Below are 19,676 nucleotides of genomic sequence, written 5' to 3' on the forward strand. Positions count from 1 at the left end.
GGGGGGATTCCCGTTGAGCATAAACCGTTTATAAGGCAATCAACCCGCCAAAAAGCTTTGCGGGACTCTGTTCCGTACCCCCTAGAGGGGTATAATTTATTTCTAAGTCACTAAAGAGCGCAGATCTGTTCTCTACTGAGAATGGTAACGCCTTTTTCTTTCAGCGCGGCAATCGCCTCATCCATCTTTTCAAAGCGAAAGATCAGCACCGCATTCTCACCGGTTTTATTGACAAAGGCATACATGTACTCAACGTTGATGTTGGCAGCGTGGATAATTTGCAGCACCCTGGCCAACCCGCCGGTTTTATCCTCCACCTCGACGGCGATAACCGTGGTCTTGCCAACCGTAAAGCCGTTTTCTTTCAATACCGATTTGGCCTTTTCGACATTATCAACAATCAGGCGCAAGATACCGAAATCAGCGGTATCAGCCACGGATAGCGCCCGGATATTAATGTTGTTGTCCGCCAGAACAGCAGTGATCTCCGCTAGTCGACCTGATTTATTTTCCAGAAATACGGCAATTTGTTCTACCAGCATAGCAACCTCCCTCAAATTTTACGGTTATCGATAACCCGCTGCGCCTTTCCTTCACTGCGCTGGATGGTCTTCGGTTCCACCAGTTTCACCTTACAGGTCACCCCGAGCAGATCTTTTATTTCTCCCTGGATGTGTTTGGTCAGATTTTCAAGCACCCTTATTTCATCGGAGAACACCCCTTCACTGACCTCGACCTGCACCTGCATGGTATCGAGATTTCCTTCCCTGTTGACGACAATCTGGTAATGGGGTTCAACGCCGTCGACGCTCATCAACACATTCTCGACCTGGGATGGAAAGACATTCACCCCGCGGATAATGAGCATATCATCGGTACGGCCGGTCACTTTTTCCATACGCACGAGGGTCCGGCCGCAGGCACAGGGCTCGTAGAACAGCCTGGAGATATCTCTGGTCCGATAGCGAATGATCGGAAAAGCCTCTTTTGTCAGAGTAGTGAAGACCAGCTCCCCTCTTTCACCCGGCGGCAGCACCTCGCCAGTATCCGGATCAATGATCTCCGGCAGGAAGTGATCCTCAAAAATATGCATCCCCCGGGTCGTGTGCAGACATTCCTGGGCAACGCCCGGTCCCATCACCTCGGAGAGTCCGTAGATATCGGTTGCCTTGAGGTTTAACTTGCGCTCGACCTCCTCGCGCATATTTTCGCTCCAGGGTTCCGCGCCGAAAATCCCCACCCGCAAGGACAGAGACTTCGGATCGATATCCATGCTGTCCATGGCCTCAGCCAGATTGAGGGCATAGGAAGGAGTGGACAGCAGCACGGTGGAACCAAAATCCTTCATGATCATGATCTGCCGCTTGGAGTTGCCGCCGGATGCCGGAATCACAGTGGCCCCCAGCCGCTCGATGCCGTAATGGGCGCCAAGTCCGCCGGTGAAAAGGCCATAACCATAGGCGTTATGGATCATATCGCCTTTAGTGGCCCCGGCGCAGCAGAGTGCCCGGGCCATAACCCCGGACCAGGTCTTAATATCATTGGCGGTATAGCCGACCACAGTTGATTTGCCGGTGGTGCCGGAGGAGGCATGGACCCGCACCACCTCGTCAAGCGGCACGGTGAAAAGGCCGAACGGATAGTTATCCCGGAGATCATTTTTCACGGTGAAGGGCAGCTTGGACAGATCAGCCAGGCTTTGAATATGCTCCGGCTTCAGTCCAATGGCATCCATCTTGCGCCGATAGGGTTCTACCGTCCGATAGACCCGGGCGACCAGATGTTTTAAGCGGCGCAACTGAATGGATTCCAGCCCTACCCGGGGCAATGTCTCAATCTCTTCTTCCCAGTATATTTCCGACATAGCTATCACCTTGTTTATTGACTGACTTTTCGGCCAGCAGCAAAGGCCTGCAGATTCACGTCCCTGAACCGTTCCGGCACCCGGGTACGGATAACTTCCTCATAAATGGCCGGATCGATCGGTAAAAACGTAGAGAGTGCGCCGACCATAACCACATTGGCCGTCTTTATCTCTCCGACCTCCCGGGCGATATCAAAAGCATCGACCGGCACCACGACGATATCCCGCTCGGTGAGATGGCGCAGCACATCCTTGGGATACTCCGCCAGACCGGTGGCAACCGAGGGCGGCAGAATCTTCTGGGTATTGACAATCACCTTGCTGCCTTTATGTAGGAAAGGCAGATACCGCACCGCCTCCATCATCTCAAAGGCCATCTGAATATCGGCACAGCCCGGTTCAATGAGCGGCGAATAGACTTTTTTGCCGTAGCGCAACTGGGCAGTAACCGAGCCGCCGCGCTGGGCCATACCGTGTACTTCACTTTTTTTGGCATCGTATCCTGCCGACAAAAGAGCGTAGACCGTTATCTCACTGGCGAGCAGGATGCCCTGGCCGCCGACCCCTGAAAAGAGGATATTTCCCGTCTCTTGCATTATTTCCCCTCTCCTCTGGTGATAGCGTTGAATTTACAGAGCGATGCGCACTGACCGCAGTCATTACAGAGGATCTCATCGATCTTGGATATGCCTTTCTGGTTTTTTCGATAGCCGCGCTGCTCCGCCTCCCCTTCCGCAAAAGGAGTCCAACTGATGGCCGGACAACCAAGACGGATACAGGACATACAGCCGACACAGTTTTCCTGGTTGGTAAAATAGGACACCGGTTTGCGCTCTTTCATCTCCGGCAGCAGCACGCAGGGTGCCTCGGAGATGACCACCGAGGGTTCTTTCAGTTCCACTGCTTCCTTTAAGACTTTCCGTGTTTCAACCACGTCATGGGGATTGACCTTGTAGACATGTTTTACCCCGACCGCCCGGCACAGGGCTGCCAGATCAATTGAACTTGCCGCCTCGCCGCGGATGTTGTAGCCGGTGGCCGGGTTCTGCTGCTGCCCGGTCATGGCGGTAATGCGATTGTCGAGTATAATCAGCGTTGAAGCGGAGTTGTTGTAGACCGTGTTGATCAGGCCGGTAATGCCGGAATGAATGAAAGTGGAATCGCCGATAACCGAAACGACCTGATTATAGCCATCCTCGCCCAGTGCCTTGGCCATTCCGTGCGCAATCGGCACCGAAGCACCCATACAGACACACGAATCCATGGCCGACAGCGGCGGTAGAAAACCTAAGGTATAACAGCCGATATCACCGGAGACAAAGACCTTCATCCTTGAGAGGTTAAAGAAAATCCCGCGATGCGGACAACCGGCACACATATTCGGCGGCCGGTTGGGCAGCTCAACCGGGGCAAACAGTTCCGGCCCCGATCCGGGCGTGATCCCCTGGCGGACAATAGCCGTGTTCAACTCTCCCTGGTTGGGAATACAGTCCTTGCCGTGACAGGCAATGCCCATGGCCTTGATATGTGTTTCGAGGAAGGGGTCGAGTTCCTCCACGATATAGAGTTCATCAACCATTGCGGCAAACTGGCGAATCTTTTTTTCCGGCAGCGGCCAGCACATGCCGAGCTTTAACACAGCGGCTTGCGGGAAAGCCTCTTTGACATAGAGATACGAGACTCCGGCGGTAATAAACCCCCTTTTCGTGTCCCCTTCTTCTATCCGGTTATAGTCGGCGGTTTCCGCCAGCTCGCGACATTTTGCCATCCGCTCTTCGACCACAACCCGGCGCTTGCGGGCGATAGCCGGCAGCATCACCAGTTTACCGGGGATTTTGTTGATACCGCAGGCAGGATGGGAGGTATTCATCTCTCCTTTACTCACCACCCCCTTGACATGTGCCACCCGGGTGGTGATACGCAGCATCACCGGACTATCGAGATCTTCGCTGAGATCAAAGGCCAGCTTGACCATCTCCTTGGCTTCACTCGGATCGGACGGCTCAAGCATCGGCAGCTTGGCAGCAAAGGCGTAATTTCGATTATCCTGTTCGTTCTGGGAAGAATGCATTTCCGGGTCATCGGCGGTGACCAGCACCAGCCCCCCGCAGACACCGGTATAGGAGGCGGTAAAAAGAGGATCGGCCGCCACATTGACGCCGACATGCTTCATGGTGGCAAGAGCCCTGGCCCCGGCAAAAGAGGCGCCGATGGCAACTTCCAGACCAACCTTTTCATTGGGTGCCCATTCGGTATACACTCCCGGATATTTTGAGAGGTTTTCCATGATCTCCGTCGAAGGAGTTCCGGGATAGCCGGAGGCAACCTTCACGCCGGCCTCATAGACGCCAAGGGCAATGGCCTCATTGCCGGACATCCAAAGGGTATTCTCATTTATTATTGTCACAATTTCTCCTGATTTATCTAGCCGTCTCTGAAGCTCACTTCAACTTTTTACAATTTCATCATAAACAGCAAGTATAGCTTAAGCGTTTTGGGCCTTGCACCTTCCCTGAGAGGGACCTTCTTTACTATAGAATGACTGAGCAAACTACCCTGAAACTCTCTGTGCAGGCAAGGTTTTTTTTGTCTGCCGAAAGAGCGGTTGCACCCCGCCCCGTCAAACCATTGACAAAAAATTGCCTGACAGCTCGGGATGGATCGGTGAACTCTTGTTTTTCTTTACTTTGACAACTTCGGTAACTACCGTATAATAGACAAAAAATCACCTTGCAGTTCATTTTATATGCATGCAAAAAAAGTTTTACAACCTTCTCAGGGAGACTCCTATGTATATCGGCAGAATCATGCACACCGACCTTATCACCGTATCGCCACAAACCACTCTCGTGGAGGCAAAAAAACTAATCCAGGAAAAACGGATAGATCACCTCCTGGTCGTCAACGACAAGAAGAAGCTGGTGGGCATCGTTTCCGACCGGGATCTGAAACAATACTGGGCCTCCCCGGCGACCTCGCTGTCCACCCACGAACTCAACTACCTGCTGGATAAGGTTCTGGTGTCCATGGTCATGATCAAGACAGTGGTTACGGTGGCAACCAATACCACCATCGAACGGGCCGCGCTCATCATGCAGCAGAATCGTATCAGTGCGCTGCCGGTAATGGAGGATGACGAACTCGCCGGCATCATCACCAGCACCGATGTCATGGGGGTTCTGCTGCAGGCTATAGGCATCAGCGACGACAGCATACGCCTCAGCGTCTTTGTCCGGGACAGCATCGGTAAGCTCGCCGAGGTCACTGCCTGTTTAAAAGACGCAGGCGTCAATCTGCAGAGTCTTTTTTGCTGGCCCGAATCGAAATTAGAGGGGATAACCCAGATAGTGATGCGGGTTACCAGTCAGGATGGCGACAAGGCGATTTCTGCCCTGACAACAAAAGGATTTAAGGTAAAAAGCAAATACGAAAAGGATATTACACCTTTCTTACCCGCTTGACCGAAACAGGTTCCCATTGATTCTGGTTCCCATGCAGTGCATGGGAACCAGAATAATCAACCCCTTCTGCCAAAGAGCAGCTTGCCGCCAAGAAAACCAGCAATACCTGCCACCGCCAGCAACCCTGCGGAAAGTCCGAGATAAATAAATCTGGACGGCGAACCTGCAGCCACAACCTGCGGGTCGATGAGACGCCAGAACACCAGCACGCTGAGCAGGGCCAGCACAATCAGACTGCAGGTGATCTTTGTGATAAAGATTGCTGATTTTATCCCTTTATAGCGTTTCTGCCATTCGATAAAGCCGGTCAGCAGAACAAGGGGCAGTGTAACCAATACAAATATCAGGTTATAGTAGGCGGCAGTTTCCAGCGGAAGAATGTTGAAATAGACGGACAGGCCGAGAAACACCACAACGGCCGGTATCATTCCGTTGGGGAAATGGACAGAGATCGGATGCAGGTGATGCTTCAAAGAGAAGTTGGCAAATTTTTCAAAGAGAGAGAGTGACTGTTTCTGCCCTTTGCCTGCGCCAGACGCCATGGCAGAGTCTATTTCTTCAGCTTTAACCTCGGTCAGGGCCTTGCCGTCCGCATCGATCTCAACGAACATTTTTTTCGGGGCATCACAAACGGGGCATTTTTCCGGGGGTTCCACTCCGGTGTGGATATAACCGCAGACGGTGCACCGCCATCTTTTTTCAACGATTTTTTCCTGGACGGCAGCAGGCTCCGGTTTATTCTCCTGGACGGCGGCAGTATCCGGCTTGTCGACAGTCTTCTGTTCCTGGTTCAAGTTCTTGAACATCTTTTCCGGAGCCTCGCACACAGGGCACTTTTCCGGTGGTTTCTCTTCTTTGTGAACATACCCACAGACACCGCACTCCCAGCTATTCATATGCTCTACCTCTAAGGTTCAGGCCGCTCTGAACAAAAGTCATCCTGTTCGAGGCAGCCTTTAATGGAAAATCTGCTGTTAAACGTCTCTCTTTTTAAGGGAAATCGACGGGAAGATCAAGGGCAGATTATGCACGCCCCCATCATTTCAAGCTCAACCGCTACTCTGACACCACCGCGCTGATTTCAACCCTTCTATTCATGGTACGGCCTGCTTCCGTATCATTGCTGTCAACCGGATTGCTGTTGCCAAATCCCTGTGTGTTTAATTTTTCGGGAGACAGATTCTGCCCCATAAGAAAGCTTTTCACCATATTAGCCCTGAACTCGGAAAGCTTTTTATTATAGTCCTGGTCGCCGCTCGAATCCGTATAACCGTAGATGTTGATGGTCGCTTCCGGATGCTGCTTCACCACGTTGGCGAACGCCTTCATCCTTTCAATATCGGCCACGCTGAACAGATTCGAATCGTATTTAAAACGTATTACCAGGGCTTCTTTAGGTAATGCAGGGCTCTGGGCCTGGTCTTTGCTGCCCGCTGTACTCATACTTTCGGCAAGGATTACCGGTTGAACCTTGAGCTGATCGGTCGGGGCGGAATCGGCAACGTTTTTACCGGGCCCCGCAGCGGCTGGCTCAGCCGGGTTTACATTTTGCGCCGGCTTGATAGATTTTTCCGGCGACGAAGTTGCCGGGGCAACAGATGAACCGGCACCGGTGCTACTCACTGATGGAATTGGCTTTGCCTTTGTTTCCGGAAGCATCCCTGCTCCGGATGAGGCAGCGACAGGCCCGCTGTTTTGTTCCTGAATGGCGGTAAAATGGGCGGTGGCTTCCTTAAATCTTTCGTTGGTATAATACATGAAATAATAGCTGCCGGACAGCAGGAGGACAATCAGCAACAGAAGTGCAAGCACCGGCCAGGACAAAGACAGTTTCATTGTCTTTGCAGGCTGCGCGGCGACTCCCGACGCCGGGGCGGCTGGCGGCTGGGCGATGCTTTGAACATCCTCACTCTGCCCTCTGCGGTGATCGGGTATCTGCAGTTCCCTGGCCGATTCCTTGACGATGGAGCCAGTTATAACCAGCTGTTCTTCGGCATATCCGCTCATTAAACAGTGATCGCAGAGGATATTGATTTTTCGAGGAAAGCCCTGGGAAGAGGCAAAGATTTCCTTGATGGCGGATTTGTCAAAAAGTTCTGCCGCCGTCCCGGCCATTTTCAACCGGTGGCGGATATATTCGCCGGTTTCTTCAACTGTCAACGGCTCAATATAGTAATTTAAGGTCAGCCGCTGGGCGATTGCCCTGTTCTCCGGACGCCGTATCAGCTCATTGAATTCATACTGTCCGACAAAGAAAATATTGAGCAGCGGGTTACTGTCTTTGGTGACAATGTTGGACAGGAGCCGCACCTCTTCGAGCAGTTCCTGCGTCAAAAGCTGGGACTCGTCAATTATAAGCAGCACCTTCTGGTTATTATCATAGGCTTTATGCAGGAACCTGGTAAAGCTCGACAAAAATTTCCCCTTACTTTCAAACTCGCTACCAAGATCGAACGCGGCCGCGATATAATTGAAGAAATCCATTTTATCCAGACTCGGATCCGGTACCGAGGCATAGATTACGTCTTTTGATAAACTCCCGATCAAAGCATTAATCAGAGTTGTCTTACCGGTCCCCACATCACCGGTCAAAAGCAGGAAGCCTTTGTTATCAAGGATGCCGTATCGCAGGGTAGCTAAAGCCTCTTTATGTTTTTCCCCAAGCCACATAAAATATGAGTCCGAGGAAATCTGAAAGGGCTTCATTATTAAATGATAATATGCTGTATACATAGTTCGCTGAAAGATTCCAGGTAATGGTTTGGGGTCGAGAGGCGCATAATGCCTCACCTTCTTACTTTACCGATTGTTTACTTGTCCTTTGGGCAAGAAAACAATTTCTCTACAGGTACTAACCCCCCGCACAGCACGGGGGCTGAACTGAGCACCCCTCGATGGGGCACGCAGAATCCCGGCTCTCTGCCCGTCTGCCGAGGTCGTATATGCTAGAATTCGGTCGATGAAGCAGCATCGCCGGCCGTATCACACCTTGCATAACAATAACAGGATGATCAGGAGGATGTCACTGATTTTGTCGAGTTTACCATATCCAGTTCATGCATCGTGCACAATATTTTTCCTGATTAACGAACACGAAATCCGATGTTGGAAAGTGTGTTTTTCGGTTATCCTGCCAAGAGAGCGTGACAATCTGCTTTTTCAATGGCATCGTAACTGGTGTGGTACATGACACTACAAGACCGGAAATTGACGGATTGCTGTTATCGTTATTGCCCGAATGTAATCGCCTGGAGTCGGAAGCATTTCGGGCATGCCGGTATTGCAACAGTACACGGTTAAAAAGGTATTCCCCCCGGCCTGACGCTGGCCAGTTCCGCTAATGGATAAAACAGAGGTTATCTGCACACTGACTCGACACACGGTAGAGATACACCTGTTACCCGGTATCTGCCGAGTTGCACAACCAATTCTTGAGACAAAGGCTGCACCCGCCATGGCCATACCAAAAAAAAATGCACGCACAGAAAACAGGGCAGCAACAGAGCCCGCTCCCTCCTCGAAATCGACAACCGGGACGGATAGTGCCCTGGAAAATATCTTTCCCATTGTCGGCATCGGCGCATCGGCCGGTGGACTGGCTGCCTTTGAGGCTTTTTTTTCGGGGATGCCGACACAGACTGACCCGGGCATGGCCTTTGTTCTGGTACAACATCTGGCACCGGATCATAAAAGTATCCTGACCGGACTTATCCAGCGCTATACCCGAATGCAGGTTTTCGAGGTGGAGGACGGGATGGTGGTCAAGCCCAACTGCGCCTACATCATCCCGCCGGGACGCGACATGGCTTTTCTAAACGGCTCCCTCCAGCTGCTGGAACCGTCCGCCCCGCGCGGCCAGCGGCTGCCGATTGACTTTTTCTTTCGCTCGCTCGCGCAGGACCAGCGGGAACGAGCGATCTGCATTGTCCTTTCCGGTACCGGCAGTGATGGCACGCTGGGCGTTCGGGCCATAAAAGGTGAGGGTGGAATGGTCATGGTCCAGTCCCCAGACACCACAGAGTATGACGGCATGCCCTGCAGCGCCATTGCCACCGGGCTGGTCGACTATCAATTGGCACCGGCCGAGATGCCGGCGCAGTTGATGGCCTATGCGGCCCATGCCTTCGGCAGGAGTCATCAGGGGACGATTGTCCCGGCGGCCATGGCCGAAAACTCCTTGAAAAAGATTTTCATCCTGCTGCGGGCCCAGACCGGTCATGATTTCAGTCACTATAAACCAAGCACCATCAACCGGCGAATTGAAAGACGCATGGCCGTCAACCAGATTGAGGCATTAACCGATTACATAAAATTTATGCAGAAGACGCCGGCGGAAGTCGAGGCGCTTTTTCGCGATCTGCTCATTGGCGTCACCAATTTTTTTCGCGATCCGGAAATTTTCAAGATTGTTGAAGACAAAATCATTCCGCAACTGTTCATCGGCAAGTCGCCGGGAAGCGCCATCCGTGTCTGGTCGCCGGGCTGTTCCACCGGCGAGGAGGCCTATTCCATCGCTATCCTCCTGCAGGAACGGCTGGAAGCCATGAAAAAAAATTTCAAAGTGCAGGTTTTCGCCACCGATCTTGACGCACAGGCGATTGCCACGGCCCGCACGGGACTTTATCCAGCAAGCATCAGCTCCGACCTGAGCCCGGAACGTCTCGCCCGTTTCTTTGTCAGCGAAGCTGACGGCAGCGGCTATCGCATCGCCAAGGGGATCCGTGACATGCTGGTATTCTCCGAGCAGAACCTTATCAAAGACCCACCATTTTCCAGACTCGACCTCATCAGCTGTCGTAATCTGTTGATCTATATGAGCAGTAACCTGCAGAAAAAGCTTATTCCTCTTTTCCATTATGCCTTAAATCCTCAAGGCATCCTCTTCCTCGGCAGCTCAGAGACGATCGGTGATTTCAGCGATCTTTTCACCGTGCTGGACCGCAAGGCAAAGCTGTACCAGCGTAAAGAAGACCTCCGCACGGACGGAGACAGATCTTTCAGCAGATTCCTGCCGCCGATGTCGGCCCCGGTTCACATTGCCGCAAAAACGACTCTCCCCGCCAAGTTGCAGCTGCGCGAGCTCACTGAGCGAGCAATCATCAACCAGGTCACTCCTGTAGCTATCCTCATCAATGGCCAGGGCGACATCCTCTACCTGCATGGGCGGACAGGCATGTATCTGGAGCCGGCGCCAGGTGAAGCCGGCGTCAACAACATTCTTAAAATGGCCCGTGAAGGACTGCGGCGGGAGCTGACGACGACGCTGCACAAAACGCTCGGACAGGATCAAAGCAACCGCTGTTGCGGGTTACGAGTCAAGACCAACGGCGACTATACTACGGTGAACCTGTCGATTCACCCGGTGGCAGCAGAAGATGCGACTAAAACAGCCGAGCAACGACTGTATCTCGTCACTCTGGAAGAGGTCCTCCCGACAGAACAATTGCCGCAGCATCTCCCTCCGGCGATAACCACAGACCTGAATGGTACAGACATTGAAATCCTCAGACTTAAGCAGGAACTGCGAGCCAAGGAAGAATATCTCCAGACCACCAATGAAGAACTGGAAACCTCTAACGAAGAGCTGAAATCTTCCAATGAGGAGATGCAGTCGGTCAACGAAGAACTCCAGTCAACCAATGAAGAACTGGAGACGTCCAAGGAAGAACTGCAGTCGGTAAATGAAGAACTTGCTACGGTAAATGCGGAACTGCAGACGAAAGTTGCCGATCTCACCCTGGCTAATAACGATATGAACAATCTCCTGGCAGGAACAGGCATCGGCACGGTCTTTATCGACCATAGCCTGCACATCCTCCGTTTCACCCCCGCCGCCACCAAGATCATCAACCTGATACACAGTGATATCGGCCGACCGGTCGGGCATATCGTCTCGAATCTTGTGGGGTATGACCGCCTGGTCGCCGATGTCCGGGCCACCCTCGACACGCTCATGCCGATCGAAGCCGAGGTGCGAACCGTCGAAGACAAGTGGTACACCATGCGCATCCAGCCTTATCGCACACTCAGCAACGTGATCGAGGGGGTGGTCATCACTTTTGTCGACATCAACACCGCAAAACAGATGCAGCAAGAGTTGCAGCGCAGTGAAGAGCGGATGCGCGTCGCCCTGAACGCTTTCCCGATGACCGTCTTCAACCAGGACAAAGAGCTTCGCTACACCTGGATCTGCAATACGGACGCCAGGTTGTTCCCCGGAGAATCTATCCTGGGCAAAACCGATCACGACCTGCTGCCGGCAGACGAGGCCGAGAGATTGACGGCCTTCAAGCAGCGCGTGATGCAGAACGGCAAGGGGGATCATCGTGAGATGGCCACTGCTGTGAGCGGCCAGACGCAAATTTATGAGCTGACAGTGGAGCCGCTCTACGATTCTTTCGGCGTGCTTCAGGGTATCACCGGCGCGGCGGTTGCAATCGTGGTTCGTCACCATTAAAACCAGAAAAATCCAGAAACAGAACACAGCGAAAAAACTCATCCCGGCGGACTGGCAGCCAATCGCTGAACACTTTTGCGGTATCAGGGCAACCGATGCCCGGTGCGGCACAGTGGACAAAAACATCGATGAACTTTGTGATCCCTTTTATTCCACCAAATTCAGCGGCAGAGGCCTTGGATCAGCTAGAGCGGCCCGAGGCGTTTTTGCATAAATCATACACCTCCCGGAATTTACCCGAGACGCTCAGGCAAATACTGCATGACACGATGCCGGCCGGGTCATTTTTGCGCCACCATGATAAATAATTATTGTCGACAAGGGATTCTCAGGCTAGGTTCAATGAGTATGAGTAAAACAGTTGCTATCGTTACATTTACACCGTACATGACCGAAAGGACCAAAAAAAATGACTGAAGAAATAGAGCACAAACTAAAAACACGCCATCTCCGCATTGAAGACTTCCCGGTATTGCACGATCTGGCCGTGAAGGCGTATAAAGAGGTCGCCACCCCCTGGACAAAAGAGGAAATAACCCGACTGATTACCCTCTTCCCGGAAGGCCAGATCTGTATAGAAGACAACGGCAAGGCTGTCGCCATTGCCCTGTCGGTGATTATCGATTTCAGTCTTTTCGGCGACCAGCACTCCTATCACCAGATTATCGGCGGCGGTAACTTCAGGGCACACGACCCGGAGGGGGATTATCTCTATGGCATTGACGTTTCCGTCGATCCGGAATACCAGGGCATGCGCCTCGGCCGCCGGCTGTACGAAGCCCGGCGGGAACTGGCGGAAAGTCTCAATCTCAAAGGCATTCTGATCGGCGGCCGTATGCCGGGTTATGGCAAATATTCAAAGGAGATGAAAGCCCAGGAATATATTCTCAAGGTTAAAAAAAGAGAAATATACGATCCGGTTCTCACCTTTCAGCTGTCCAATGAGTTCCATGTCCGCAACCTCCTCGACGACTACTGGCCGGGGGACCATAGGTCCCGCGGTAATGCGGTCCTCATGGAGTGGATCAACATTTATTACCAGAAGAAAACCAAGCTGATCGGCAAAACCAAATCCATTGCCCGGCTCGGAGTCGTCCAGTGGAAAATGCGCCGTTTCGATTCGTTTGAAGACTTTATGCAGCAGTTCGAATTTTTTGTCGATACGGTGAGCGATTACAAAGCCGACATAGTCCTCTTTCCGGAGCTTTTCAATGCACCGCTCATCCATCAATACGAAGGCAATAAACCACCTGAGGCCATGCGCATGCTGGCCGGCTATACGGAACAGATGCGCATCGCCGTCACCGAGATGGCCCTTAAATACAATATAAATATAGTCGCGGGAAGTGTCCCCGAGGTGCAGGAGAATGGCAAACTGTACAACGTCAGCTTCCTGTGCCGGCGCGATGGCACCTGGGACAGCCAGGCAAAACTGCATATTACCCCAGAAGAAGCTACTTCCTGGGGTATTTCCGGCGGCGATGAACTGAAGGTATTCGAAACTGATGTCGGCAAAATTGGCATCCTCATCTGCTATGACGTTGAATTTCCCGAACTGGCCAGACTGCAGGCCCTGAAAGGCATTAAAATGCTGCTGGTCCCGTTCTGGACCGATACGAAGACAGGCTTTCTTCGGGTAAAGCGGTGCGCCCAGGCCAGGGCTATCGAGAACGAGTGCTATGTGGCCATTTCCGGCAGCGTTGGCAACATCCCCAAGGTCGAAACCCTGGGCATCCAGTATTCGCAGTCGGCAATCTTTACCCCCTCGGATTTTTCCTGTCCCCACGATTCCATAGCCGCAGAAGCGACACCGGGGATAGAGACAACTTTAATTGCCAACCTCGATCTTGATCTGATCAAAGAAATCAGGGCACAAGGTACCGTTAAAAATTTCGAGAATCGACGAACCGACCTGTATACCTTGCAGTGGGTCAAGGATAAATGATGAGATCATTTTGCAAGAAAAAGGCTTGATTCACGCCATTCTTTTCGATGGCAAAGGCGGCGGCCGGGAGCTTGGCTGGCAGGAGATTGCCGAATGGTCACCGGAGCAGGGCGTCCTCTGGATGCATTTGTCCTGCACCGCTCCGGAGGCGATCCGCTGGCTCGAGGAGCAGAGCGGACTGGAAGCGCTGCTCGTTGACGCGCTGCTCAGTGAAGGAACCAGACCCCGGTCAACGGTGATCGGCGACGGGGTCCTCCTCACGCTGCGGGGGGTCAACCACAACCCCGGCGAAGACCATGAAGATATGGTGTCCATTCGCATCTGGGCCGAACAAAAGAGGATCATTACCACCAGAAGGAGAAAACTGCTGTCCGTCACCGGGCTTGTCGGCAGTTTTTCGGCCGGCCAAGGCCCGGCCACCAGCGGCGAATTTATCAATACCCTGGCTGAACTCCTGACGGAATATATTGAAGAAACGGTGGAAGGCATCGAAGACCAGACATCGGAGCTGGAAGAACAGGTGGTGGTTGCCCATGATCGAAAATTGCGTTCCAGGATATCCGGTCTTCGCCGCCAGGCAATCATGCTGCGCCGCTATCTGGCCCCGCAGCGAGAAGCGTTTACCCGAATGCAGGTTGAAAAAATTCACTGGTTCAGCGAACAGGACAAAAGACATTTATACGAAACTGCCAACAGTCTCATCCGCATCGTCGAAGATCTTGATTCTCTCCGGGAGCGGGCTAATGTTGCCCAGGAAGAGCTGATCAATCTTCTGAGCGAACAGATAAATTCCCGAATGTATACCCTGTCGCTCGTCACCACCATCTTTCTGCCATTGAGTTTTTTCACCGGCCTGCTGGGCATAAATGTCGGCGGTATCCCCGGGGCAGCGAACCCATGGGCTTTTCTGATCGTTATCGCCCTGCTCCTTGGCGTCTGCTTCGTCCAGTTTCTCTATTTCCGTAAAAAACACTGGCTCTGATCCGGCCGTCAGTCGTTAAAGAGCTTGTCCCCATAGTAGTCATCCGGATCATGATCCACTTCAAGCATGGTAAGCTTCACCGGATCTTTTGAGGAGAGCACATATTCCGTCCCACATTCATAACAGACAATAGCATCGCCTATACTGAAATAATATTCAATGGGGATATATTCCATGCAGATGGCACATTTCCCGAACCGCTCCCGTTCCCCTTGCTTTTTCGTAACCTTTGCCATGGCATCCTCCTTGTTTGGGTACAGATCATGAATAGTCTCAACCATTCTATTATACAAAAAGTGTGCCAGAGAATATTTTCAATTATCGAGAGGTGCTGACAGCTCTGCCTTGACGATTCTGTCGTAAAAAAAGGGAGCGCCCAACAATTTTAAATGTATTAGCAAAGAGATAGGTGGCCATGGTTATTTTTTAGTTTGCCCGGATCAGAAAAGATTGCCGCCTTTTTCGCCTTACCGGATAATCCCTAATCGACAACGCAGGTTCCGATTGATCTGGTCAAATCATCCACACCAGCATCTAACTATCTGTTATAAAGCTTCTTTCTCACATTTTTCCGATATGAATTAATTATTCCGATTTTCTAAAATCCTCTTTCTTCAACCCATATATTTTCATCTTGTTATAGAGAGCCCGGGGGGTCAAGCCGGCTAATTGCGCCGATTCCCCGATCCGTCCGTCGGTATAATCCAGCAGCTCAACCAGATACTTTCGTTCTGCTGCCTGGGAAAGATTGGTTTTATAGGACTTCAGGGTTGTTCCCGGCCGGAAGGCGTGCTCGCTCAAATCCGTCCCGGAGTGCTGCGAGCCGCCCAGGGGAAGACTCGGAATATGAATGAGATCAGCACTGATAGTTTCGCTGTCGGCAAGCATAACCGCCCTCTCGATTACATTTTGCAGCTCCCGTATATTGCCGAACCAGGGAACCGAGAGGAGAATCTTCTGCGCCTGCCGGTCCAGTCTTTTAATATAGTCCCGCCCATCTTTTTTCTTTTTGCTGATAAAATGCTGGGTCAAAAGGGGAATGTCTTCAATCCTGTCACGAAGTGGCGGAAGATGCACTTGAAAAACCGACAACCGATAGTAGAGATCGGAGCGCAGCCGCCCTGAATTAAGAAGTTCGAACGGATCGGTATTCGTCGCCCCGATCACCCGGAAATCAGTGCTGACCTCGCTATTGCCGCCAAGGCGCTGCAGATTTTTTTCCTGCAGCACACGCAGCAGCCGCACCTGCATAGCCGGGGACATCGACTCGATTTCATCGAGAAATAAAGTTCCTCCGGCAGCGTGTTCGATCTTGCCGATACGCCGGCTGGTGGCGCCGGTGAAGGCACCTTTTTCGTAGCCGAACAATTCAGATTCCAGCAGGCTGTCCGGCAGGGCGCCGCAATTCACCGCCATAAACGGCCCGGACCGGCGCCGGGATTCATTATGGAAGATGTTGGCGAGCAGTTCCTTGCCCGTTCCCGTTTCGCCGTGCAGGAAAATCGGGGACTCCGTGGGAGCGATGTCTTTTATCAGATCCAGCAACTGCTCCATCAATGGGCTTTTGGTGACGATTGCCTCTCGCCCCGGCGGTGTCTGGATATATCCTGCCAGATAACGCTCTCTGTTTTGTTCGCGGAGATCGCGCATCAGCTGCGCAAAAACGGCAGCACAGCGGCCGAGATCCTTTTTGGCCAGCATATTCACCTTGCTTGGCTGACTCGGGGCGGTTACTGCTGCGTGGTCAGCCTCACCATAGAGGAAAATATGCGGCGTGTTGTGGGTTGTCGTCAGTTCGGCGAGTTCAATCTCGCCAAACGCAGGGTGTGATGCTTCAATTATCCACACATCATAAATACGCGAAAAAGCAGTCGCATAAAACTCGGCGGAAGAATTAACCGCTAAAAATCGACAGGGCATCGAGGAAAAATCGGCGATCAGCTTTTCCCGCTCTTTTTCCAGACCAAATATCAGAATATTGTACATTTTTTTTGGATTACCTCTCAAGCTCAGCCTGTCGGAATGGAAGGGGGTGGGCTGTTTGTTTACCGGGTCTCTGCAGCCAAGGATGGCTGCAGCGAAACTCCCAGGGATGGGATCACGGCGCCCCGGGGAACGAACAGCCCGCACCCTGGTTCAGTGGCTGAGATGTAGTGGTAAGCACATTTTTTTTATCCGGCAACCCTGTAAGCCACGGGACGTGAAAAGAACAGCTATACAGTTAATGGCGCTGGAACGTTTCTATAAACTTGCGGTCTATCCGATCCTTGATATAAAAGGCCAGCTTCCCCGAAAAAGTCACGAACCACTTGGAGAGAATACCATCGCCGTCGCCAAGATTATAGATCAGGAGATATTTTCCGCCAGGAATGAATTTTTCCGGATTTTTGCCGTCAAGACTGGCCATCAGGTTGCCATACAGCACATTGTTCTGACGAACCGCGTACACTCCCACCTTATCCAGTGGCTGGGGCACAAAATGGATGCAGTCTCCGCCGCCGAAGATATTTTCATAGCGGCTCGAGCGCAGAAATTCATCGACCAGCAGCCCGCCATCCGGGCCAATCGGCAAGCCGGATCTGGCAAAAATCTTCGATGGCTTGACCCCGACCGCGGGAAAAATAACATCAGCCGGATAACTTTCACCGTTTTCCAGCAAGAGGTGATTCCTCTCGATCTGCTGCACATATCCGGCCTCTATTATTTCAATACCTTTCCCCACCAGGATTGTCCTGGCCAGCTTGCGGACCTTGTCCGGCCGGCCGGACATGAAATTGCGGCCGCCAAAGAGCTGGATCTTTGGCATATGACTGCCCTGCTGTTGACACAGCTGGTGAATATTACCGGCAATCTCAATGGAAGAAGGACCGCTGCCGACCACGGCAACGGTTATTTCCCGCGCGGCTGCAAGTTCGAGGATCCTCTTTCTTGCAACCAGCAGTTCCTCTATGGGTTTGGCGGTGAAAATATCTTGCGATTCTCCTTTGATCATCTCCCGGGGCACATACGAACCGGCGTTGCAGGATAAAACGTCATATGGAATTTCTTCTTTACTCTCTTCGAGGAAAACCAGCTGTTTATGCGGATCGATCCGGTAGGCCTTGCCAAGAATAAAGGTGCCGCCTTTTTCTTCAACCAGCCGACGGGTGGCAAAACGGATGTCTTCAGGCCGATAGGTTCCCCCGAGCATTCCCGGCCCCATCCCACTGTAATAATGGTACTCGGAAGGTTGGATCACGGTAACCGCATAGCCTTTTGCAACAAAGGTTTCCAGCTTGGCCAGGGTTACCATATGGGCATGGCCGCCACCGATGAGCACGAGTTTTTTCGCTTGTTCAGTCATGTCAGATCCTGTTGTTGATCGATATAGCTGCTCAGCCGGGCAATATGACTGCGCTCTTCATCGGCAATCTGTTGCAAGACCTTTTTGGTCTGGTGGTTATCGCTTTGCTCTGCTGCGCGCAAATAGAGGTCAAGAGCCTGTGCTTCAATGGCCAGCGCCATGCCAAGCACCTCCAGTTCCGAATCATAATCAATATGGTAGAGCTGCAGATACTCTTCGGTGCTCAGGCCGCCTTCCATGCCCGGCTCGACAATTTTTTTGCTGAACTCGGTCGCCGTCATGGCCGAACCGGTCATGTCCCGATACAGTTCCACCAGCCGTTCCTGATGCAGGATCTCAATATCCGCCAGCTTACCGAAAAGTGCCTTTGTCGACTCCCTGGAGGTTTGCGCCTGCATGGAAAGATAAAATTCCCGCAATCCCACTTCCAGGCCAAAACCGACAACAACCGCTTCTTCGGGACTCTCCTCCCTGGAGAAAAGATGCAGTCCTGTGTCTTCGGCGCCGACCGCGACCTCCTTGTTCCAGGCCTTAATTCCTCCGGTCAGATTATACACTTTGCTAAAACCTTTCCCGGCAAGCATCTGCGCAGCAACCCGGCTGCGTCCGCCGCTCGCTCAATAAATGACAATGGGCTGCTCTTTACCAAGTTCGTCCAATCGCTTATCCAGATCACCCAGCGGAATGAGTTTAGCTCCCGGCAGATGGCCATGGGCATACTCTTTCGGTTGACGTACATCGAGAAAAACAACATCACGGCCAGGCGTCTCTTCGGCAAGCTGGTGCGCTTCCTGCCAGTTTATCGATGTTACCGGAGTAAAAAACTGCATCCACTTCATATTGTCCTCCATTGATAATGTTTTGCATCCATGAACAGGTTATACAATGATATCCCTATCGACTGCTCGAATTTTTCGCCTAACCGATGAGTAAAGATCGCCCCAGCAAGAACTGAAGAACGGTGTAGACGAGATATTTTTTTGATAGACATCAGAATTTTCGACATAATTTTTCTCCCTTGGGTATACTGTTTCTGAAAGAGAGATGGACACAATTTGTGCATATGCTATATTTGATCACTTTTCCAGTTGTGTCAAGCAAGCAATTAAACAAAATACTTTAATTGGTACTCCACCAGCGATACATGCAGACGAATTGCCCGACGTCGCCTTTCCCAATACATCATTTTCCCGAAATATCATGGAACAAACTGACCCCTCAACTGCCCAGACAAGCCACCGGTTCTGTCTTATGTGCGGACAGGAAAATCCCTTTTCTTTTGGCCTGAAATTCAAAAAAACCGACGATGGTGCCGTATCAACGACTTTTACCGGCAACAGGAATCTGCAGGGTTACACCGGTGTTATGCATGGCGGTGTCCTTTCGGCCCTGCTTGATACAGCCATGGCCCAATGCCTCCTGCATCAGGATATCGAAGCGGTAACCGGCGAACTGACGGTTCGCTATCTCGAACAGGTGGCCTGCGATGGTACTCTGGATATCAGAGCCTGGATTGATTCATCACTGCCACCACTCTATCATGTCAGATCGCACATCCGGATCGGCGACAGAATAGTGTGCAAGGGCAAAGCCAGATTCATGCAGCGAGACCATCGTCTATAAA

Annotated in this window: 15 protein-coding genes; 5 read left to right on the top strand and 10 right to left on the bottom strand. The window is 51.9% G+C overall.

Translation table 11 applies throughout. The features are described 5' to 3' along the window. Window positions 1–110 precede the first annotated feature (110 nt). The 4 genes from FCL47_RS01470 to iorA are packed head-to-tail and all read right to left on the bottom strand — an operon-like array spanning window position 111 to window position 4,241. Complete coding sequence (locus FCL47_RS01470; protein WP_136811681.1) at window positions 111–542, bottom strand: ACT domain-containing protein; 432 nt, start codon at window positions 540–542, stop codon at window positions 111–113. A gap of 11 nt (window positions 543–553) precedes the next feature. After that, entirely contained in the window at window positions 554–1,864 is a 1,311-nt protein-coding gene (locus FCL47_RS01475) for a phenylacetate--CoA ligase family protein (protein ID WP_136811682.1), read from the bottom strand. Between the two features lie 14 nt (window positions 1,865–1,878). Continuing rightward, on the bottom strand, window positions 1,879–2,460 hold the full coding sequence (locus FCL47_RS01480) for an indolepyruvate oxidoreductase subunit beta (protein WP_136811683.1): 582 nt from the start codon (window positions 2,458–2,460) through the stop codon (window positions 1,879–1,881). Continuing rightward, window positions 2,460–4,241: an indolepyruvate ferredoxin oxidoreductase subunit alpha gene (gene iorA, locus FCL47_RS01485; protein WP_136812143.1), complete on the bottom strand. Its 1,782-nt coding sequence runs from the start codon at window positions 4,239–4,241 to the stop codon at window positions 2,460–2,462. Before iorA ends, FCL47_RS01480 begins: the two co-directional genes overlap by 1 nt. 412 nt (window positions 4,242–4,653) lie before the next feature. Between iorA and FCL47_RS01490 the strand changes: the two genes are divergently transcribed. After that, window positions 4,654–5,325: a CBS and ACT domain-containing protein gene (locus FCL47_RS01490; RefSeq protein WP_136811684.1), complete on the top strand. Its 672-nt coding sequence runs from the start codon at window positions 4,654–4,656 to the stop codon at window positions 5,323–5,325. A gap of 56 nt (window positions 5,326–5,381) precedes the next feature. On the opposite strand, the gene FCL47_RS01495 is transcribed toward FCL47_RS01490, so the two are convergent. Together FCL47_RS01495 and FCL47_RS01500 are read right to left on the bottom strand one after the other, a co-directional pair. Beyond that, window positions 5,382–6,221 (bottom strand): rubredoxin-like domain-containing protein, encoded by an 840-nt coding sequence (locus FCL47_RS01495; RefSeq protein WP_136811685.1) that lies wholly within the window; start codon window positions 6,219–6,221, stop codon window positions 5,382–5,384. A 160-nt stretch (window positions 6,222–6,381) separates the two neighbouring features. Beyond that, window positions 6,382–7,995 carry an AAA family ATPase gene (locus FCL47_RS01500; RefSeq protein ID WP_240744094.1) on the bottom strand — a complete coding sequence of 538 codons (1,614 nt, stop codon included), beginning with the start codon at window positions 7,993–7,995 and terminating at the stop codon, window positions 6,382–6,384. A 784-nt stretch (window positions 7,996–8,779) separates the two neighbouring features. On the opposite strand from FCL47_RS01500, the gene FCL47_RS01505 reads away from it, so the two are divergent. From FCL47_RS01505 to FCL47_RS01515, 3 genes are all read left to right on the top strand, one after another. Further along, window positions 8,780–11,782, top strand: coding sequence for a chemotaxis protein CheB (locus FCL47_RS01505; RefSeq protein ID WP_136811687.1), 3,003 nt, complete (start codon window positions 8,780–8,782; stop codon window positions 11,780–11,782). 409 nt (window positions 11,783–12,191) lie between these two features. Next, on the top strand, window positions 12,192–13,727 hold the full coding sequence (locus FCL47_RS01510; RefSeq protein ID WP_136811688.1) for a bifunctional GNAT family N-acetyltransferase/carbon-nitrogen hydrolase family protein: 1,536 nt from the start codon (window positions 12,192–12,194) through the stop codon (window positions 13,725–13,727). 10 nt (window positions 13,728–13,737) lie between these two features. Next, window positions 13,738–14,709 carry a zinc transporter ZntB gene (locus tag FCL47_RS01515; protein ID WP_205747170.1) on the top strand — a complete coding sequence of 324 codons (972 nt, stop codon included), beginning with the start codon at window positions 13,738–13,740 and terminating at the stop codon, window positions 14,707–14,709. 8 nt (window positions 14,710–14,717) lie between these two features. On the opposite strand, the gene FCL47_RS01520 is transcribed toward FCL47_RS01515, so the two are convergent. From FCL47_RS01520 to FCL47_RS01535, 4 genes are all read right to left on the bottom strand, one after another. Next, window positions 14,718–14,945 (bottom strand): hypothetical protein, encoded by a 228-nt coding sequence (locus FCL47_RS01520; protein ID WP_136811690.1) that lies wholly within the window; start codon window positions 14,943–14,945, stop codon window positions 14,718–14,720. A 349-nt stretch (window positions 14,946–15,294) separates the two neighbouring features. Then, complete coding sequence (locus tag FCL47_RS01525; protein WP_136811691.1) at window positions 15,295–16,695, bottom strand: sigma-54-dependent Fis family transcriptional regulator; 1,401 nt, start codon at window positions 16,693–16,695, stop codon at window positions 15,295–15,297. Window positions 16,696–16,930: 235 nt separating this feature from the next. Further along, window positions 16,931–18,052: an NAD(P)/FAD-dependent oxidoreductase gene (locus FCL47_RS01530; RefSeq protein WP_136811692.1), complete on the bottom strand. Its 1,122-nt coding sequence runs from the start codon at window positions 18,050–18,052 to the stop codon at window positions 16,931–16,933. Beyond that, entirely contained in the window at window positions 18,049–18,891 is an 843-nt protein-coding gene (locus FCL47_RS01535; protein ID WP_304992058.1) for a rhodanese-like domain-containing protein, read from the bottom strand. The genes FCL47_RS01530 and FCL47_RS01535 overlap by 4 nt, the downstream gene beginning before the upstream one ends. A 361-nt stretch (window positions 18,892–19,252) precedes the next feature. Between FCL47_RS01535 and FCL47_RS01545 the strand changes: the two genes are divergently transcribed. Then, a complete protein-coding gene (locus FCL47_RS01545) occupies window positions 19,253–19,675 on the top strand; it encodes a PaaI family thioesterase (protein ID WP_167496321.1) in 423 nt (140 codons plus the stop codon). The last annotated feature ends 1 nt before the right edge of the window (window position 19,676 follow it).

The organism is Desulfopila sp. IMCC35006 (assembly GCF_005116645.1).
GTDB lineage: Bacteria > Desulfobacterota > Desulfobulbia > Desulfobulbales > Desulfocapsaceae > Desulforhopalus_A.